Below are 18,933 nucleotides of genomic sequence, written 5' to 3'. Positions count from 1 at the left end.
GCATGGACTATAGTGTTTTAATTATTGACGATAATGAAGATATACTGGAATTTTTATCGGAAGTTTTAGGGGATACTTACAAACTACATTTGGCTGCGAATGGTGAAATAGCTCAGGATATTTTAAATGCCGAAATTATAGATCTCATCATATCTGATATAATGATGCCCGGAATAGATGGGTTTCAACTTTGCCAAATGGTAAAATCAAACGTTGAATTTTGCCATATTCCGGTAGTGTTACTTACATCAAAAAATACGTATAAAGCGCATATCGAAGGCCTTGAGGTTGGTGCCGATGTGTATATTCAAAAACCATTTTCGCCAGAGCTGCTACAACTGCAGATAGCTAACCTTTTAAAGAACCGGCTAAAAATAAAAGCCCATTTTGCAAGCTCGCCCTTTGAAGATGTACGGGTAATGGCCCATTCAAAAACAGATGAGGCTTTTCTGAAAAAACTTGACGAATACATCCGTAAAAACATCAGGGATGTAAATATGGATATTGATAAACTGGCCGAGCACATGAACATGAGCCGCCCAACATTCTATCGCAAAATAAAATCACTCTCCTCGCTGTCACCAAAAGAACTTATTGATATTACACGACTGAAAAAAGCGGCGCGGCTTATCGCACAGAATGAATTTACCTTATCTGAAATTGCCCGGATGGTTGGTTATAGTTCTCAAAGTATTTTTAACAAAAACTTCCAAAAATACTTCAATGTGCCTCCGGTGGAGTATATCAACTCATTGCCTAAAGAAATATAAAATGCAAAAACAAATTATTACACTGCTGCTCTCACTGTTAATTACCACCACTTATGCACAAACCGGGAAAGAACCTATCTCACTTGCCGATCCCACTATATTCTTAGATGGTGGCACTTACTATCTATATGGCACCGGCCGTGCAGATGGCTTTGCTGTATATACTTCAACCGATTTAAAAAGCTGGCATTTGCAAAGCCGGAATGCTTTATTAAAGGGTGACAGTTATGGTACAAAAGGTTTTTGGGCACCGCAGGTATTTAAACATAAAGGAAAATACTTCATGGCCTATACTGCTGATGAACACATTGCCATAGCAGAAAGCAACAGCCCTTTAGGCCCATTCACTCAAAAAACGCTCAAATCAATTTCATTAAGCGGCAAACAGATAGACCCGTTTATTTTTAAGGATAGCAATGGCGATATGTACCTGTATTTTGTGCGGCTACAGGAAGGTAACCGCATCTTTGCCGCCCGGCTTAATAATGATATGGATATAGACTCCTCAAAAGTAACTGCGTGTATCCATGCAGAACAAGGATGGGAAAACACAGCTAATGCGCCATGGCCTGTGTCTGAAGGCCCAACGGTGGTAAAGTTTGGCAGTTTATACTACCTGTTTTATTCGGCCAATGATTTTAGAAACATCGATTACGCTGTAGGTTATGCAACCTCAACATCTCCATTTGGGCCATGGAGCAAATACGGCAATAATCCTATAATAAGCAGAAAAAACACAAGTCAAAATGGTTCCGGCCATGGTGATCTGTTTTGGGGGAAAGACAAAAAGCTGTATTACGTTTTTCATACGCACGAATCTAACGGCAGCACTGGCAAGCGAAAAACTGCTATTGTACGGATCAATTTAAGCGATAACAATCCCGCAGTTATTGCAATAGAGCCGGCTTCTTTTCGCTACCTGGAACAGGAATAAACTATAGCTGAAACGCTCATTAACAAATATTTTTTTGGGCATTGCCCGCTTAACAAAGGTTGCAATAAGTTATTTGAATCCTATGAATAAAAACATCAGTCGTAAACAGGCATTAAAGCAATTGGGGAACCTGGCTATTGCCGGCATGCTGCCGGTAGCTTTAAAAGCAGCGCCTACCGGCAACACATCTCCCAAAATATCTTTAACAGTCGGGCATTCTGATCAGCCTGCGCCCAATATTGTACTTGTTATTGCCGATCAGATGAGGGCCGATGCCTGCAAACGCGAAGGTTTTTCGTTAGATACAACTCCCTTTTTAGATAGCCTGGCTAAAAGTGGCACATGGTTTAATAAATCATATTGCGCGGCACCGGCATGTGTGCCAAGCCGTACGTCTATGATGACCGGACGTTTTCCAAATGCAACGCGTGTTCGCTCAAACTGGAATATTCAGGATGCCACTTTCAAGGCAGATTTAGTTGATGTAGTAAAAGCTAAAGGATATCAGACCGCATTAATTGGTAAAAACCATACTTATTTAACTAAACAACACTTTGACCATTGGGTAGAATATAATCACCTGTCTGAGCTTGGCAACAATGACCCTGAAGTAAAAAAAGTGAATGATTACCTGGAAAGCACGCATTTTTATTTCGACCCAAATCCCGCGCCTTTCCCGGCCGAAATGCAGCAGCCGGCCCGCATTGTTACCGATTCGATGGATTGGATAAGCAAGGTAACTACCGATAAGAAGGCCCCCTTTTTTCTTTACATGTCTATCCCCGAGCCGCACAATCCCTACCAGGTGTCCGAACCTTATTACTCATTATTTAAGCCAGATACCCTGCCGCCGGTTAGTGCCGGCAAAGACGCGTTACCAAAAAAAGGCAATAAATGGGTGCTGCACCGGAAAATGACCGAAATGGGATACCCTAATTTCGAAAAGAATATACCCCGTATCAGGAGCAATTATTATGGCATGCTGCGTTTAATTGATGACCAGATGAAACGCTTCGTCAATTTCTTAGAGGAAAAGCAACTTACCGACAACAGCATTATCGTTTTCGTAGCCGATCATGGTGATTTTGCGGGTGAATATGGCTTGATTAAAAAAGGCGTGGAAGTGCCAGAGTGCCTTACACGTATCCCTATGATCTGGAACGGACCTGGTATTTCAAAAAACGCAAACCCACATGAGGCCCACGTATCAAACATTGATATTATGCCTACCATTTGCGATATGTTGAACGTGAATTTACCCGAGGGGGTTCAGGGCCGAAGCTTGTGGCCGCTGCTTAGCGGCAAAACCTATCCCCGGGCCGAGTTTGAAAGCGTCATTGCCCAGCAAGGTTATGGTGGCCTGCATTTTACCAATTTAAATGAATATGATCCATATACCCAGGACGGTACAATCGTTAAAGGCCGTACAGAGTTTGATGAGCTCAACACATGGTCGCAAAGCGGCACTATGCGTATGCTGCGCAAAGGCGACTGGAAGCTGGTATATGATATGCAAGGTACCGGCCAGCTTTATAACCTGGTAAAAGACCCTGCCGAAGTGAATAACCTGTATGGCAACAGTGAGTGTGCCGTAAAACAGGCAGAGCTGCTTCAGGATATTATGACATGGGAGCTGCGCATGCAGGACCCTCTGCCCTATCCCCGTCCTTCGGCTAAACGTAAGTACGGTTTTAAACGCGATCCCCGTAACTATTGGACGCCCTATAAAGATGAACCGGGAAAAGCGATGAAAGACAATCTGAAATAAATCAATATTTCGCATTGTTTAAAACAATAACATAGAATCTCTGAAATATCAGCCTGCAAAAAATATGGAAGGAAAAAATAAACCATGCTGTTCGGCCAACCGCGCCACTACGCCAACAGTTGCCATAACAGATTTTTCAAAAGCAGGGCGCCGGGATATTGGCGGCATGATTAAAATACCTTCAGGCGGTTTTTTAATGGGCACCAATGATGCTGACAGATTTGTTGCCGATGGAGAAAGCCCTGTACGTGAGATTTATGTAGATAGCTTTTTTATAGATACTACAACCGTCACTAACAGTCAGTTTGCGGATTTTGTAGAAGCAACCGGCTACCAAACCGATGCCGAGAAATTTGGCTGGTCGTTTGTATTCGAGGGACTATTGGATATAACTGATGCCGATAGTGATTGGCAGGTAGCAGCACAAACACCATGGTGGGTTATGGTGCATGGCGCAAGCTGGTCAAGGCCTGAAGGACCAAAAAGTAGTGTAGCTGATAAAATGGACCATCCTGTGGTACATGTGTCATGGAATGACGCAATGAGTTTTTGCAGCTGGGCCGGTAAACGCCTGCCAACCGAAGCCGAATGGGAAAAGGCAGCCAGGGGTGGTCTTATCCAAAAGAGATATCCGTGGGGCGATGCGCTTTGCCCGGATGGTAAACATCAATGCAATATATGGCAGGGCGTTTTTCCTACGCTTAACACACTTGATGACGGCTTTTTAGGTACGGCACCGGCACAAAGCTTCGAACCCAACGGCTTTGGCCTCTACAACATGGCCGGCAATGTATGGGAATGGTGTAATGATTGGTTCAGTAATACAGCTCATTTACCGGGTAGCCAAATTAACCCACAGGGCCCACCGGCCGGTACAACCAAAACAATTAAAGGCGGGTCTTTTTTATGTCACGAGTCTTATTGTAACCGTTACCGGGTAGCTGCCAGAACATCAAACACACCTGATTCCAGTGCTTCAAATATGGGGTTCAGGTGCGTGGTAAGTGAATAAATGAAGCTTCAATAGTCCCCCTGTCAGGATTATTTTACCAGTTTGGCATAAATCTCGTTTAGTTTGGAATTGCGAAGTTCCTTTTCATCTGCCAGTTCACCGGCCTTTAGGAAACCGCCGTTAAGCTTGTTAAATTTCTCATCAATCAATACCGATTGACGTTTTAATGCAACAATGGTTGGGCGATATTTATCCTTCGATGCTTCGTTAAACTGTGCGCTGTTCATGGCAGCTTCTATTTGCACCACATTGAGATAAAACAACCTGATTTCGGCCATTAACAAGTAATGCTCAAACTCCTGCAGGTTTTTCTGTGGCTTAAGTTTGTTTAATGTTGAAAGTGCGGTACGTGTACTGTCAACAAGTTCATCAAGCGATAGATCTGCTTTCGCTTTTACTTTACCAAATGCTACCGGGTATGGTGCCGTAAAAAGTGCCTGTTTAAACAGATCGGCATCCGACTGATTAAAGCCATAATTTGCTTTGCAGTAACTGCGGATAAATGCTGTTATATCCAGCGGCTGATTACTTTTAACCGCTTCGGTATAGGCCGTAATGAGCAAATTAAAGGCAGATAAAGGATAAACACGACGTATTGGATATAGCGCAACCGGATCATCATTTGAATCAAAAACGGTTGAATATGCTCCCGAGGTTGACCATGATGTCATCACTACGCCCTGATAATGCAACGATTTAATTTGCGGCACAAAATTGCGGATGTTTTCGAAATGGTTAAACCATTTTTCGATGTAAAAGTTATCAGGTTCGCTGCGGATTGCAGGCGCTCCCCACACTTCATAGCCGCTGGCCAGTAATTTGCCGCGGTTGCCGAAAAGATTGGGGTCCCAGCCATAATTCCAGTCTACAAAAACGGTTTCCTTAGGCAGGAGGTGAATATAGTCGGGATATTTCAGGGCGATGTCGGCCCATACAACAGGCTTTTTGCCAAGGCTGCTTACAATATCACAGATGAGCTTAATGTGGTCAAAATACAAGCGCGAAAGCCCTGCTTCAGCGGCTTTTTTCTTGCATTTTTCGCAGTGGCCAAGCAAAAAGGTTTCATCACCTCCTATATGTACATACGGCGAATCGTGCAGGCTGATCATATCTTTAATCAGCTTGGTGAACAACTCCCGGTTTAATTCGGGCTCACTCGGGCATACCTGCGAAAAATCTTTATCATCCTCCCTTAATGCAGCATATTTATAATGCTTCAATATGTATTCAACATGCCCAAAGGTTTGTTGCAAAGGGATAACATCGATATGTAACCCATTGCAATATTTTATAAACGCTTTAACCTCGTCCCTTGTATAAGCGTATTTATTGGATATTACAGCTTCACCACTATAGGGGTATGAGCCCTCCCATTCCATAATTAATGTATTGATACCCTGGTTATGAAGTTGCAGGACCAGTTGCTTTAAAGCCGGCATGGTCATTACCTGTATCCGTAAATCAACATGAAAGGCTTTCACCTTCAAGTTATCCTGCCCAAAGCCTTTGGCAGTTACGGCACAAAATAAAAAGACTAATAATACACAGCGTTTTGCAAGTCTTAGATAATTGGTGTGAGGCTTTTTCATTTCTGACTTTCGTTATTCGTGTACGTACACGAATAACGAAAGTAGATGGTTCGCTTTAATTTTCCAAATATTTACAACATAAAATTATGCTCAAATAGTTACTATGCGTTAACTGCTGTTATAAGTTCGTTCAGTTCCTTCTTTTGATTGGTTTTTAAATATTTATCAGTCTTCTCACTGCTTAACTGATATTTTGTAAAATTCCCCTATCGGTACAAATCAAAAAATATTTTTTTGAAATAGAAATTTAACTATTATTGCATCGTGTACGTACACGAAATGAAGATCAAAAATGTTATTACCGGCAGTATTGCCAATTATATCGGCTTGCAGAATGCTTACGTTATATTGCTGCCCGTAATACATATTTGATATTTTTCACTTTACGTGATTATAAATTGAACACATGGAAACTGAGGAACAACTAAAGTCGCCTTTTTTGAAAATAAGCAACGCGCGAATCATAACGCCCGATGGTATTTACTCAAACGGTACCTTAATAGCCGAAAACGGCAGGATCAAAGGCATTGAGAATGGCCCAATTGAATTTGCATGTGATAATGAAATTGACGCCGGTGGTAATCTTTTATGCCCCGGGTTTATTGATATTCATGTGCACGGAGGTGGCGGCTTTGATTTTATGGATAACCATGTAGATGCCTATCTGAAGATAGCAGAAATGCACGCCCGCTTCGGGACTACCGCTATGGCCCCTACCAGTCTCAGTTCAAGCTTCTCCGATTTGCAGAAAACTTTGGAATGTTATGAAGAAGCCTTCAAGCTTAACCGTAACGGGGCAGAGTTTATTGGTTTCCATATAGAAGGCCCTTATGTTTCGATGGAGCAAAAGGGTGCGCAAAACCCGCTTTATATTAAAGCCCCGGATCCTGCCGAATATAAATCGATCATCGAACGTTTCCCGTTTGTAAAACGCTGGAGCGCAGCTCCCGAACTGCCCGGCGCGATGGATTTTGGCCGGTACCTGAAAAGTAAAAAAGTATTACCGGCAGTAGCTCATACCGATGCTGTTTTTGAGGATGTGATTGAAGCCTTTGACAACGGTTTTACCCATGTAACCCATTTTTATAGCTGCATGTCGACGGTATTCCGGAAAGATGCTTATCGCTATGCCGGTTCTGTAGAAGCTGCTTACTTTTTGGATAACATGACGGTTGAGATTATTGCAGATGGGGTGCACCTTCCTCCTGCCCTGCTTAAACTGGTTTGCAAACTGAAAGGGTATGATAACATTTCACTCATCACCGATGCAATCCGTGCGGCAGGATTACCACCGGGTGAAAGCTATCTTGGCACCATTGAGGACAATTTTAAAGTGATTGTAGAGGATGAAGTAGCCAAACTACCAGATCGCTCTGCATTTGCCGGCAGCGTAGTTACCTGCGATAAGCTGGTTAAAAATATGGTCCAGCTGGCTGATGTGCCGTTGATTGAGGCCATAAAGATGATGACAATAAATCCGGCTAAAGTAATGGGTATTGATCAGCAAAAAGGTTCGTTAACAATTGGCAAAGACGCCGACCTCGTGCTGATGACCGACGATTTCCGTGTATTGCAAACCATTGTTAGAGGACAAACTATTTACAAAGCTTAACCGATATTAAATGACAACCGCATATCAAAACCTAAACGTTATCACCCTGGCCGACAGACAGGCCCTCGGCATAAAAGCAGCTGCCGATGCTGCTGTAACCATTAAAAGGTTACTCAACAAGAAAAAGCATATCAATATCATATTCGCAGCGGCACCATCACAGTCGGCTTTTTTGGAAAGTCTTAAAAAAGATACATCTATAGCTTGGGAAAGGATCAACGCATTCCATATGGATGAATACCTTGGTCTGCCCGTTGATGCCTCACAAAGCTTTGGCAATTTTTTAAGGGATGCGATATTTGGCCACGTTAATTTCAGAAGCATAAACTATATAAATGGTAATGCGGAAGACGTAGATAAGGAAAGGGAGCGTTACGCTCACCTCCTGAATAAAAACCAACCGGATATAGTTTTTATGGGGATAGGTGAAAATACCCACCTTGCCTTTAACGAACCTTTCCAGGCAGATTTTAATGATCCGGAAATTATAAAAGTGGTTACTCTCGATCCGGTTTGTCGTCAGCAGCAGGTTAACGACGGTTGTTTTCAAGCGCTTGACAATGTACCGGTAAAGGCGCTTACCCTAACCATTCCTGTTTTATTAAGCGCAGGTCATATATTCTGTATGGTTCCGGGGATTAATAAAGCGGATGCTGTGGTAAAAACGTTGACAGAGCCTATTTCTGTTAAATATCCGTCGACGATCCTGCGTAAGCACCAGAATGCTATACTGTATCTGGATGCGCAGAGTGCATCGTTATTATAAACAAGATATTGCCTGAAGCTAATTCCCGATTACGGCATCGTTAATGATCTCAACAGAAACAATTATCCCGTTTTCTGCAACAGGTGGTAATACAGCTGTGCTTGTTTTACGGCATGCACTATGGGGTACTGCTCCGCAACAGCAATCCCTGGTTAGTATCGCTTATGACGATTATGGTATCCGCTTGGGTTTTGACGTTTATGACAAATATCTCAACTCAAAAAAAAGAAACTTCAATGATGATGTGCATCTGGATAACTGCGTTGAATTTTTCCTCCGTTTTCCCGGTGATAATAATTACTACAATTTTGAATTTAACTGCCTGGGCTCAATCAAAGCTGCCTACGGCCCCGATAGGTATCAGCGGGAATTTTTACAGGTTAATGTCTTAAAACAAATAACCCAAAATCTTGAACTTTCCATCAGCAACCAAAACAAAACAGGGCTGATCAATTGGAAGATCAACGGATATATCCCTTTACAGGCCTTGCATTTTAATAACATCACCTCAATTAAAAACCTCGTCTGCGAGGCCAATTTTACCAAATGCGGCGACAACCTTACACAACCCAACTATTTTTCATGGGTTTATATCGATACTCCTGTACCAGATTTCCATCGCCCTGAATTATTCGCGCAGATTCACTTTCTATAAACCGCCGCGCGATTTCCCTTTCACCATTTTTTATCCTGTAACAGCGCTTATTTCATTGCTTTTATAGGCATTAAAATGCTCTGCCCTTCCTTTTTTCGATCATTTTAGCCCGGATCAACAAATAAAATTCCAAAACATTTGGAAAATTGTTTAAAACCGATAAATTTGTTTACGTGTACGTACACGTTTATATTGTTACCGTTAACGTAACAATAATTCTTCTACCAACTTCTACTCATTTTTTTCAGGACAATGAATTAACATTTATTAAAAACTCAAACAATCAGAGCTATGATGAAACTACGACCACCAATCAACATTAACTCTTTTGCGTCATCCCTGCGCGAGGTACCCTCCTTCCGTTGCCGCAGCAGGATGATAATAAAGTTTTTGCTGTTTTCCCTATTCATTATCGGGGGCTTAAAAGCAAATGCGCAAAATCACATTGTCAGCGGCCGGGTGATTGACAGCTTAACGCTCCAGGGCGTTAGCGGCGCAACCATTAAGATTAAAAACACCACGAAAGGAACAGTAGCCAACCCGGATGGCTCCTTTAAAATTGAAGCGGCAGCTGGCGCAATTTTGCAGATCTCAGCAGTAAACTATCACCCTGTCGAGGTAAAAGCCAGTTTATCCGCCCCTATACAAATCATGATGGCATCTATCAATAAAACATTAGCCGATGTGGTTGTTATAGGTTATGGTACTGCCAAACGATCAGATGTTACGGGTTCGGTATCATCGGTGCCTAAAGCAAGGTTATCAGAAATACCTGCGCCTAACGTGCTGCAGGCCATGGAAGGTACCGTTGCAGGCGTAAATATCACCACAGGTACCAATGCTCCGGGCGAAAGCCCCAGTATTGTTGTGCGTGGCGTTAATACCATTACCGGCAGTACTGATCCGCTGATAGTTATTGACGGAACGCCGTTTCAAAGCTTGTCCTTAAACGACATCAACACTAATGACATTGCTTCGATAGATATTTTGAAAGATGTTTCGGCTACAGCTATTTATGGTACACGCGGCGCTAACGGCGTATTGCTGATCACCACCAAGCATGGCAAAGCGGGCAAAGCCTCAATTTCGCTAAGTAATTACGCAGGCCCCGAATATTTTGCGCAGAAGGTAAAACCCATGGGCCCTGCCGAATATGTACAGAAATACGCCGATTACAAACTGGAAGCCGGTGTCGACAATGAGTTTCCTGTTCCCAACCAATACGAGCAGCAAAACTATGCTGCCGGTAAAACTACCGATTGGCTCAAAGAGATATCGCAGCAAGGTTTTATTGAAGATCATAATCTGAGCATTACAGGTGGTGGCAAGGATGTAAAGTATTTTGTATCGGGTGATTATTTCCGCGAGAAGGGCTTGTTGAAAGGTTTTCAAAACAAGCGGGGAAGCTTAAGGTCAAATATTGATGCCACCCTGGCGAGTTTTTTAACCGTGGGCGCTAACCTCTACATGACACTCAATAACTTTGATGGCGGCCGGGTAAACCTGCAGCAAGCCATGCAAATGAGCCCCTATGGAAGGTTTAAAGACCCTGACGGTAATTACACCATCTTTCCGATGTCGGGCGACCTGGCTTTTCAAAGCCCTATGCTTGGTCTTACAACCACAAGGAACGACCGTCGCGAAAATTTCATTACCAATGTATATGCCGAAGTTAAGCCATTAACAGGGTTAAAATACCGCGTTAACGCCAGCTATAATTATCTCCCTACCCTATTTCAGTATTACCAGGGCAGGCTGGCCGGTGATATCACCAACGGCTCGGCATCAGTAACCAATGGCGAACGTAATAACTGGGTGGTTGAAAACATCCTGACTTACGAGAAAAACTGGAATAAACATCACATCGATTTTACCGGCCTTTACAGCGCACAGCAAAACCGGGAATACTCATCAACCATAAATGCCTCGGGCTTTATCAATGATGCTTTACAGTTTGACGCATTACAGGGTGCATCCACCTTCTCGGCCTCATCATCTTATATCAAAACCACACTGGTATCGCAAATGGCGAGGATCAACTACAGCTATGATAGCCGTTACCTCATCACCGCTACTGCCCGTCGTGACGGCTATTCGGCCTTTGGCAGTAATACCAGTAAATACGGTACGTTCCCCTCTGTTGCTGTAGCCTGGAACGTAAGTAATGAATCGTTCATGAAAAAGGCCGACTTTATCGAAAGCCTTAAGCTACGCGGTTCATATGGTTTATCTGGTAACCAATCGGCAGTTATACCTAACTCAACGGTTACCACATTTTCTACCACCAGCATCCCATCAAACGGTAAACCCACAACAGGTATTGTTGCCGATATTCTGGGTAACAGCGATCTGAAATGGGAAAGCACTTACGGTGCCAACCTTGGCATTGATTTCAGCCTGTTTAAAGGTCGTATAAGTGGTACTATTGAGGGGTATAAAACTACCACTAAAAACCTGGTGCTTTATCGCCAGTTGCCTGCCGCTACCGGGTATTTGAATATAGTATCAAATGTGGGTAAGGTTGGCAACAAAGGTCTTGAAGTTACGATAAGGACTCAAAACATCATCAGCGGTGATTTCAGGTGGGAAACCAGTTTTAACTTCGCCACCAACGCAAATAAAATACTCGACTTATATGGCGACAAAAAAGACGACATAGGCAACCGCCTGTTTATAGGCAAACCTATTTATGTTATTTACGATTATAAGCAGGTTGGTGTATGGAAGGTTGGCGAAGATCCGTCAAAACAAGACCCCACGGCCATTCCCGGAGATTTGAAATTTGCTGATCTTGACCATAACGGGTCAATTACGTCGGACGGTAAAGATCAAACCATTCTTGGTCAGTCTACACCGAAATGGACAGGTGGCGTTACCAGCGCGTGGCATTATAAAAACTTTCACCTGAGTGTGTTTATCCAAACCGTGCAGGGTGTCATGAAGTATAATCAATTAACTGATTTTGTTGATTACGGCGGCCGTCAAAATGTTGTAAGCGGGCTTGGTTACTGGACACCGACCAATCAAAGCGATGTTCGTCCGTCACTTACCTATGTTAATTACCTTAACTATAGCTATCCGCAAAAGGCAAACTTTACGCGCATCAAAGACGCCACTTTCAGCTACACTATGCCTAATAGTTTGGCCGATAAGCTAAAACTCAGTGCGCTTACCGTTTATGTAACCGGCCGTAACCTGGCAACTTTTACCAATTGGTTTGGCTGGGACCCGGAAGCCAACTATGCCACAACCGGCGATACAGGTGCTAATTACCCTTTGGTACGGACATTTATTATTGGCGCAAACATCACATTGAAATAAGCATATGAAAAAATATATCAAACTGCTAACGGTGCTGCTCGCCATAGGTGCGATGCTCAACTCCTGTAAAAAGGACTTTTTAAAAGAAACCGTTTACTCCAAATTTACTCCGGCGGCACTTAAAGATTCACTTGCCTTTGAAGCCGGCATAGTAGGTTTACAATACACCTACAACCTGTGGAACAATCAAAATGAAAACCAGAATGGCAATCAGGGCTTTTTGTGCGTATGGCAAATGGGTACCGATGTGGCCTACAACAAAGCTATTGACGACCTGGACCCCATGGCCATACCCTACACCAACTATGAAAAGCTGACCTCCAGAGATGTATCGATTGATTTTGTTTGGCGCTGGTGCTACCTGCTCATCAACAACGCCAACAATGTGGTAACAAATCTTGATCAACCGGGGCTAACGCTATCCGCCGGTTTCAAAAACCGAATTAAAGGACAGGCGCTATTTTACCGGGGACTGGCTTATAATTACCTGGCCACATTGTTTGGCGGTGTACCTGTTATTACCGAACCGCTTAGTGCGCCTAAAACTGATTTTGTGCGGGCCTCGCTTGATGATGTAAATAAACTCATTGTGCAGGACCTTACCTTCTCCAAACAAAATGCCCCAACTGTTGATCAGTTATCCGTACCCTCAACGCCACATACAGCTATGGCCTCGCAATTATTGGCAGAGGTGTATTTGCGGATGGGCAAAAACCCCGATGCCGAAACGGAGTGCAACGCAGTTATCAACAGCGGTTATTTTAGCTTGATCAGGAACCGTTACGGTGTGCATGCCAATCAACCGGGTGATGCCTTTGCCGATATGTTCATTTTTGGCAATCAACGCCGAAGCCAGGGTAATACCGAAGCTATCTGGGTGCAGGAAACCGAAAACCCGGCATCAGTACCAAACGGCGCAGGACCGGATATTGACAGCAAGTTTCCGGGATATCACTTCACCGGCTCGCAACACCGCAGGGTTTGGGGTAGCCGCTATTATAACACGCCGGGTATGATCATTGGCGATAGTTTAGGTGGCCGTGGTATTAGCCGTATGGCATTAACCTATTTTGTGCTTAACCTGTACGATAAAAATGATATGCGTAATTCGCAATACAATATCCGCCGTAAGTATTACTACAATGATCCGTCGAGCTCACTTTACGGCAAGCTTGTTACAGGGCCAGGTATTGACACTAATCGTAATATTGTGCCCAAAACCAACAAATGGGACCAGTTTGATCCTAACGATGAGTTTGGCAGCAGCATGATCAAAGACATGATCATTATGCGCCTGGGCGAAACCTATCTGCTTAAAGCCGAAGCTCAATTTAAACAGGGCAACACCGCAGGTGCAGCAGCAAGCATCAATGTGCTGCGCGACAGGGCGCACGCACCGCTGGCAAATGCCGGCCAGATAACCATGGATTTTATATTGGATGAGCGCGTGCGCGAACTGTTAGCTGAAGAAAACCGCCGCATGACCCTGATGCGAACCAAAACATTGGTTGACAGGGTTAAAGGTCGCGGGCAAAAGATCACCGGTTTGTCTGATAAATATTTGCTGCTTCCTATTCCGCAATCAGAGATCGATTTAAATAAGGATGCACAATTGACACAAAACCCCGGATATTAAAAAGCCGGAGTCTTATTTATACCCCTGCAGGGCTGGAAACGATGGTTTCTGGCCCTTAATTTTTATAGTAATGAAAGTTTTCTTTGGTGATGATATCAATAGGCATATAGTTGGTACGTTCCGCGTCGCCTAAGCCAAAGAGGTGTTTATACAGCGCCATGATGCCGTAATAACCTTGTTCTTTAGGGCGCTGACTAATAATAAAAGAAATAGACTCATTTTCGAGGCAGCGGATATTTTCTTCGATAAAGTCATATCCAACCAAAATTAGTTTTTGAGGATGATCTGCCAGTACACGAGCAACAACGTTCACCCGCGAATTGGTGACAAACAATACCCGCGCGCGAGGTGCCGAAGCAAGTGCTTTACCAAGCTGTTTTTTAACCGATTCGATATCAGTATGATTGATATTAAGTGTGAGTATAGTATTGGCAATATGATGTTCCTCAAAATACCTGCGGAAACCCTGCTCCTTTCTTAACAGGTGATGGTCAAGCTCCAACTCGGTAGAAATGTTTACAATGAATATATCATCAGCTTCACGGGCCATCATACTGATGATCTGTGCGGCAAGCCGGCCACTTTGAAAAAGGTCAGGACCAATATAACTCAGGCTCTCCTGGCGTGGCAAATCAGAATTGATAAAAACAAAAGGGATATTTGCTTCGGTAAGCCTTTTGGTAAGCATAAAGGATTCTTCAATGAACGAGGGAGCGAGCAATACGCCTTGAAGATCGGTAGCCAGGGCTTGTTCGGCAGCACTTACAAAACTGCTTTTCGAGTCCAGATCATAAAAAAAATGCGTTACGCCCACTCCAAACTGTTTTAACTCATCAACAGCTTGTGTTATACCAACCAGCGGATATGACCAGTAATTGGTTTCCGTTGACGTTTTTGGGATGAGTACGCCAATGTTTACCTGGTTACGCCGGGCCAAAAGACTGGCCATTTTATTGGGCCTGAAATCCAACTCTTCAATAATAGCATTAACCTTTTTACGGGTTTCATCTGATACCCCTTTGCGATTATGGATTACCCTGTCAACCGTACCAATAGAAACGTTGGCGAGCCGGGCAATTTCTTTAACACCCGTTGAATTTGAGTTACTTTCTTTCATGTTCAGAAACCAAATATACAGACGAATTGGTTTATTCTATCTTCTTTTAAAAGCATCTGCATTGTTTTTACAGAAGCTTGCACAAAGCTAAATAAATTCAATCGTGTACGTACACGATTGAATTTATTTAATTATATTGCAAATAATCTTTTATAAAACATATCTCCACAAGTATAATATATTCATGAAACCAGTAAAAGACCGCCTGCAATCTTTAGATGTTTTCCGCGGGCTAACCATCGCGTCCATGATCATTGTTAATACGCCTGGTGATGGCGATCATGTTTTCGGGCCGTTAAAACATTCAGAATGGAACGGCTGTACCCCTACCGATCTTGTTTTTCCGTGCTTTATTTTCATGATGGGGATTTCGATAGTATTTGCGCTGCAATCAAAAAAGGCTGATCCGGCAAAACACCGCGAGATAATCATCAAAGCGTTAAAACGTATGACTTTGCTGATCTTAATTGGCTGTGGAATCCAGCTGGTGTATCATTTCAACTTCAGCACACTACGTTTTCCGGGAGTATTGCCGCGCTTAGGGTTTGTGTATTTTTTATCAACGGCAATCTATCTGTATATCTCTCAAAAAGGATGGAAATATATTCTCGGAGGGATTTTATTAGGATATTACGCTGTAGTCTGCCTTGTTCCGCTGCAGGGTTCTTATGCTGTGACACCAACTCATAATATCGTAGCTGTAATTGACCGGTTCTTCCTCTCCCAAAGACACCTGGCCAAATTTGCTTATACAGATCCATGCGGAATACTTAGCACCCTGCCTGCGGTATGTTCGGCAATGATAGGCTTATATGCAGGTACTATATTGAAGGAAACCGGGATATCGGCAAAAAGTAAATTTGCAAGCCTTAGCGTATCCGGTATTCTGCTTATCATTGCGGGCGTGTTATTCAGCCTTCTTTTTCCGTTAAACAAACCGCTTTGGTCAAGCTCGTACGTTTTATTTGCCGGCGGAATTTGCATGACGGCATTTGCAATCTGCTATTTGCTCATTGATATAAATAATATTAAAATGCCGTATTGGATATTTTCAGTATTGGGTGTTAACGCAATCGCTTCTTATGTACTATCAGAAGTATTACCAAAACCTTTAAGTTTAATCGGTGTGGCTACCGGTCATGGTAAAATTTCGGGCATAGCTATTATTAATGATCTTGTTTTTGCGAAGATTGTCAACCCGGAATGGGCGTCATTAATTACCGCTATGGTATTCACGCTAATAGTTTGGTTGCCGACGTATGTACTTTACAAAAAGAGAGTGATCATTAAGATTTAATATAAGATCAATTGCAACCGCTCCCTGTAATGCCATTACAAGCACGAAGCAAGATAAATCAGGCGATAACAAACGTTTGCGTTGTTATTTATATCGTTTTGCGCACCCAATAATTTATTTTAGATGAACACTTTTATTGATACGCTGAACAGGTTATGAAAAAATACGCATTACTCGTTTATTATATATTGCTTACTGCCGGTGTATTTGCGCAGACAGCTAAACACGATATGCATTTTGACACACTTGCCAAACGTTGGGATGAAGCTATACCACTGGGTAATGGCATGGTAGGTGAGTTGATATGGCAAAAGTCGGATCATTTACGCTTTTCACTTGACAGGGCAGATATCTGGGACCTGCGCCCCATGAAAGGCTTGCACCGACCGGAATTTAACTACCAATGGGTTGTTGACCACGTTAATAAAAAAGACTATGCCCCAGTACAAAAGTATTTTGATGAGCCTTATGATAATGAACCTGCTCCGTCAAAAATACCCGGAGGGGCGCTGGAGTTCAATACGGGAGGATGGGGAAAAGTAACATCTGTTAATTTGCATCTGGCCGAGGCACTTTGCCGCGTGGAATGGGCAAACGGCACTATACTTAAAACATTTGTACATGCTACGGCACCGGTCGGCTGGTTCAGGTTTGAAAATGTTAATACTGATATTGTGCCACAAATAATCGCACCAAGGTACCAGGGCGCCGTAAAAGTATCCGGAGACCCTGTTGGTGGCGATGACCTTTCAAGACTTGGTTACCCCCAGGGAACAATTACCAGACAGGGGAATAATATCACCTACGTACAAAAAGGCTGGAATGGCTTTTCTTATCAAATTAATATAAGCTGGCATAAAAAGGGTTTACATACCATTGAAGGTGTTTGGAGCATTTCTTCCCAATATCCGGATCAGAAAAAGAACGTTACTGCGGCTATTACTAATGATAAAGCATTGGTGAGAGGATATGATACAGACTATGCATCACATAGTGCCTGGTGGAAAAACTTCTGGAGTAAATCGGCTATCCACATCCCCGATGCTTTGCTTGAAAAGCAATGGTATTTGGAACAATATAAATTTGGCGCCGCTTCGAGGCCGGGGGCGCCTCCTATCTCACTTCAAGCCATCTGGACTGCCGATAATGGCCGCCTGCCACCATGGAAAGGCGATTTTCATCATGACCTAAATACGCAATTGAGTTATTGGCCGGGTTACAGTGCCAACCATTTGGACGAAAGCATGGCATATCTTGATCACCTTGATCAAAACAAAGCCAATTACAAACGGTACACTAAAATGTATTTTGGCAAAACAGGCCTGGCGGTACCGGGCGTTACTACGCTTGATGGCAGCGAAATGGGCGGTTGGATCCAGTATTCGCTTTCACCTACGGTATCTGCCTGGCTGGGGCAACATTATTACCTGCAATGGCGGTATAGTATGGACAAGGATTTCCTGCGGCACAGGGCTTATCCATGGGTTAAGGATGCAGCTACGTTTATTGAAAATATAACAGTATTGGATAACACCGGGCGCCGTAAGTTGCCAATTAGCTCAAGTCCTGAAATTAACGACAATGATATCTCGGCTTGGTTTCATCAAAACACCAATTATGACCTGTCGCTTATGAAATTTATTTTCAAAGCTGCAGCTGAAATGGCAAATGAACTTGGCCTTAAAACAGAAGCATCACATTGGAAAAAGATATTATCACAATATAACGACTTCGCTCTCACTGGGGCAAATGAACTAATGTTTGCACCTGGGATGTCTTACAATCAATCGCACCGTCACTTTTCTAACATGATAAGTATTCACCCTTTAGGGCTCATCAAATGGGACGACGGGCCCCGGGCACAATCTATCATTAAAAACTCTATTCACCTGTTGGATAGTGTTGGCCCTGCCTACTGGTGTGGTTATTCTTACTCCTGGCTTGCAAATATGAAAGCGAGGGCGAAGGACGGTGAAGGAGCTGCAAAAGACCTTACCATTTTTGCCAAAGCATTTTGTTCGGTAAATAGCTTCCACCTTAACGGCGATCAAACCAAATCGGGATATTCAAAGTATCAATACCGCCCTTTTACGCTCGAAGGTAATTTCGCCTTTGCGTCTGGTTTACAAGAAATGCTTATACAAAGCTATGCAGGATTTATTGAGGTGTTACCGGCCATACCGGCTGCATGGAAAGACGTGGCATTTGATAATTTACGTACCGAGGGTGCTTTCCTGGTAAGCGTTAAGAAATCAGAAGGTCAGGTTTCAGAAGTAAAGATAGTTTCCGAAAAAGGAGGTAAAACCAAATTGAAACTCCCTTTTAAAACATGGTTCACCAACGCACGAAAAAACGTAACTATAAATCAATCAGAACCGGGCTTCTTAAACTTTGATTTTAAGCCGGGCGCTTCTATAACTATAAAAAATGGTTTCGAATAGAAAAAGAAACACCCC

13 protein-coding genes are annotated in these 18,933 nt (G+C 43.1%); 11 read left to right on the top strand and 2 right to left on the bottom strand.

Going from position 1 to position 18,933, the window contains the following annotated elements; translation table 11 throughout:
- Positions 1-2 precede the first annotated feature (2 nt).
- From BMX50_RS01545 to BMX50_RS01530, 4 genes are all read left to right on the top strand, one after another.
- Positions 3-770, top strand: a complete 768-nt coding sequence (locus tag BMX50_RS01545) for a response regulator transcription factor (protein ID WP_091206699.1) — start codon at positions 3-5, stop codon at positions 768-770.
- Between the two features lies 1 nt (position 771).
- Positions 772-1,704: a glycoside hydrolase family 43 protein gene (locus tag BMX50_RS01540; protein ID WP_091206695.1), complete on the top strand. Its 933-nt coding sequence runs from the start codon at positions 772-774 to the stop codon at positions 1,702-1,704.
- Between the two features lie 82 nt (positions 1,705-1,786).
- Positions 1,787-3,472, top strand: a complete 1,686-nt coding sequence (locus BMX50_RS01535; protein WP_208864618.1) for a sulfatase family protein — start codon at positions 1,787-1,789, stop codon at positions 3,470-3,472.
- 64 nt (positions 3,473-3,536) lie between these two features.
- A complete protein-coding gene (locus tag BMX50_RS01530; RefSeq protein ID WP_091206691.1) occupies positions 3,537-4,484 on the top strand; it encodes a formylglycine-generating enzyme family protein in 948 nt (315 codons plus the stop codon).
- Positions 4,485-4,513: 29 nt separating this feature from the next.
- Here the strand turns inward: BMX50_RS01530 and BMX50_RS01525 are convergent, their stop codons facing one another.
- The gene (locus BMX50_RS01525; RefSeq protein ID WP_091206688.1) at positions 4,514-6,073 is read right to left on the bottom strand and encodes a beta-N-acetylhexosaminidase; all 1,560 of its coding nucleotides are present in this window, start codon (positions 6,071-6,073) and stop codon (positions 4,514-4,516) included.
- Positions 6,074-6,479: 406 nt separating this feature from the next.
- Here BMX50_RS01525 and nagA point away from each other — a divergent pair, with 406 nt between their 5' ends.
- The 5 genes from nagA (at position 6,480) to BMX50_RS01500 (ending at position 14,063) form a co-directional block, all read left to right on the top strand.
- A complete protein-coding gene (gene nagA / locus BMX50_RS01520) occupies positions 6,480-7,685 on the top strand; it encodes an N-acetylglucosamine-6-phosphate deacetylase (protein ID WP_091206685.1) in 1,206 nt (401 codons plus the stop codon).
- Positions 7,686-7,695: 10 nt separating this feature from the next.
- Positions 7,696-8,451 (top strand): glucosamine-6-phosphate deaminase, encoded by a 756-nt coding sequence (locus tag BMX50_RS01515; protein ID WP_091206681.1) that lies wholly within the window; start codon positions 7,696-7,698, stop codon positions 8,449-8,451.
- Positions 8,452-8,494: 43 nt separating this feature from the next.
- Positions 8,495-9,106 carry a carbohydrate-binding family 9-like protein gene (locus BMX50_RS01510; RefSeq protein WP_091206678.1) on the top strand — a complete coding sequence of 204 codons (612 nt, stop codon included), beginning with the start codon at positions 8,495-8,497 and terminating at the stop codon, positions 9,104-9,106.
- Between the two features lie 291 nt (positions 9,107-9,397).
- On the top strand, positions 9,398-12,427 hold the full coding sequence (locus BMX50_RS01505; RefSeq protein WP_244280803.1) for a SusC/RagA family TonB-linked outer membrane protein: 3,030 nt from the start codon (positions 9,398-9,400) through the stop codon (positions 12,425-12,427).
- A gap of 4 nt (positions 12,428-12,431) precedes the next feature.
- A complete protein-coding gene (locus BMX50_RS01500) occupies positions 12,432-14,063 on the top strand; it encodes a RagB/SusD family nutrient uptake outer membrane protein (RefSeq protein WP_091206672.1) in 1,632 nt (543 codons plus the stop codon).
- A 55-nt stretch (positions 14,064-14,118) separates the two neighbouring features.
- Here BMX50_RS01500 and BMX50_RS01495 read toward each other — a convergent pair whose 3' ends face one another.
- Complete coding sequence (locus tag BMX50_RS01495) at positions 14,119-15,180, bottom strand: LacI family DNA-binding transcriptional regulator (RefSeq protein ID WP_091206669.1); 1,062 nt, start codon at positions 15,178-15,180, stop codon at positions 14,119-14,121.
- A 184-nt stretch (positions 15,181-15,364) separates the two neighbouring features.
- Between BMX50_RS01495 and BMX50_RS01490 the strand changes: the two genes are divergently transcribed.
- The gene (locus BMX50_RS01490; RefSeq protein WP_091206668.1) at positions 15,365-16,477 is read left to right on the top strand and encodes an acyltransferase family protein; all 1,113 of its coding nucleotides are present in this window, start codon (positions 15,365-15,367) and stop codon (positions 16,475-16,477) included.
- A gap of 155 nt (positions 16,478-16,632) precedes the next feature.
- Positions 16,633-18,918, top strand: coding sequence for a glycosyl hydrolase family 95 catalytic domain-containing protein (locus BMX50_RS01485; RefSeq protein ID WP_091206665.1), 2,286 nt, complete (start codon positions 16,633-16,635; stop codon positions 18,916-18,918).
- The last annotated feature ends 15 nt before the right edge of the window (positions 18,919-18,933 follow it).

It is taken from the genome of Mucilaginibacter gossypiicola, assembly GCF_900110105.1.
In the GTDB taxonomy this organism is placed as follows: domain Bacteria; phylum Bacteroidota; class Bacteroidia; order Sphingobacteriales; family Sphingobacteriaceae; genus Mucilaginibacter; species Mucilaginibacter gossypiicola.
Note: the sequence above shows the minus strand (reverse complement) of the source record. Positions and strands in the feature narration are given on the sequence as shown.

Bases quoted from the DNA above. Each gene is read 5' to 3' on its own strand.
- BMX50_RS01485 (WP_091206665.1), top strand. From the start codon at position 16,633: ATGAAAAAATACGCATTACTCGTTTATTATATATTGCTTACTGCCGGT.
- BMX50_RS01545 (WP_091206699.1), top strand. From the start codon at position 3: ATGGACTATAGTGTTTTAATTATTGACGATAATGAAGATATACTGGAA.
- BMX50_RS01510 (WP_091206678.1), top strand. From the start codon at position 8,495: ATGATCTCAACAGAAACAATTATCCCGTTTTCTGCAACAGGTGGTAAT.
- BMX50_RS01530 (WP_091206691.1), top strand. From the start codon at position 3,537: ATGGAAGGAAAAAATAAACCATGCTGTTCGGCCAACCGCGCCACTACG.
- BMX50_RS01500 (WP_091206672.1), top strand. From the start codon at position 12,432: ATGAAAAAATATATCAAACTGCTAACGGTGCTGCTCGCCATAGGTGCG.
- BMX50_RS01515 (WP_091206681.1), top strand. From the start codon at position 7,696: ATGACAACCGCATATCAAAACCTAAACGTTATCACCCTGGCCGACAGA.
- BMX50_RS01495 (WP_091206669.1), bottom strand. From the start codon at position 15,180: ATGAAAGAAAGTAACTCAAATTCAACGGGTGTTAAAGAAATTGCCCGG.
- BMX50_RS01540 (WP_091206695.1), top strand. From the start codon at position 772: ATGCAAAAACAAATTATTACACTGCTGCTCTCACTGTTAATTACCACC.
- BMX50_RS01490 (WP_091206668.1), top strand. From the start codon at position 15,365: ATGAAACCAGTAAAAGACCGCCTGCAATCTTTAGATGTTTTCCGCGGG.
- BMX50_RS01525 (WP_091206688.1), bottom strand. From the start codon at position 6,073: ATGAAAAAGCCTCACACCAATTATCTAAGACTTGCAAAACGCTGTGTA.
- BMX50_RS01505 (WP_244280803.1), top strand. From the start codon at position 9,398: ATGATGAAACTACGACCACCAATCAACATTAACTCTTTTGCGTCATCC.
- nagA (WP_091206685.1), top strand. From the start codon at position 6,480: ATGGAAACTGAGGAACAACTAAAGTCGCCTTTTTTGAAAATAAGCAAC.
- BMX50_RS01535 (WP_208864618.1), top strand. From the start codon at position 1,787: ATGAATAAAAACATCAGTCGTAAACAGGCATTAAAGCAATTGGGGAAC.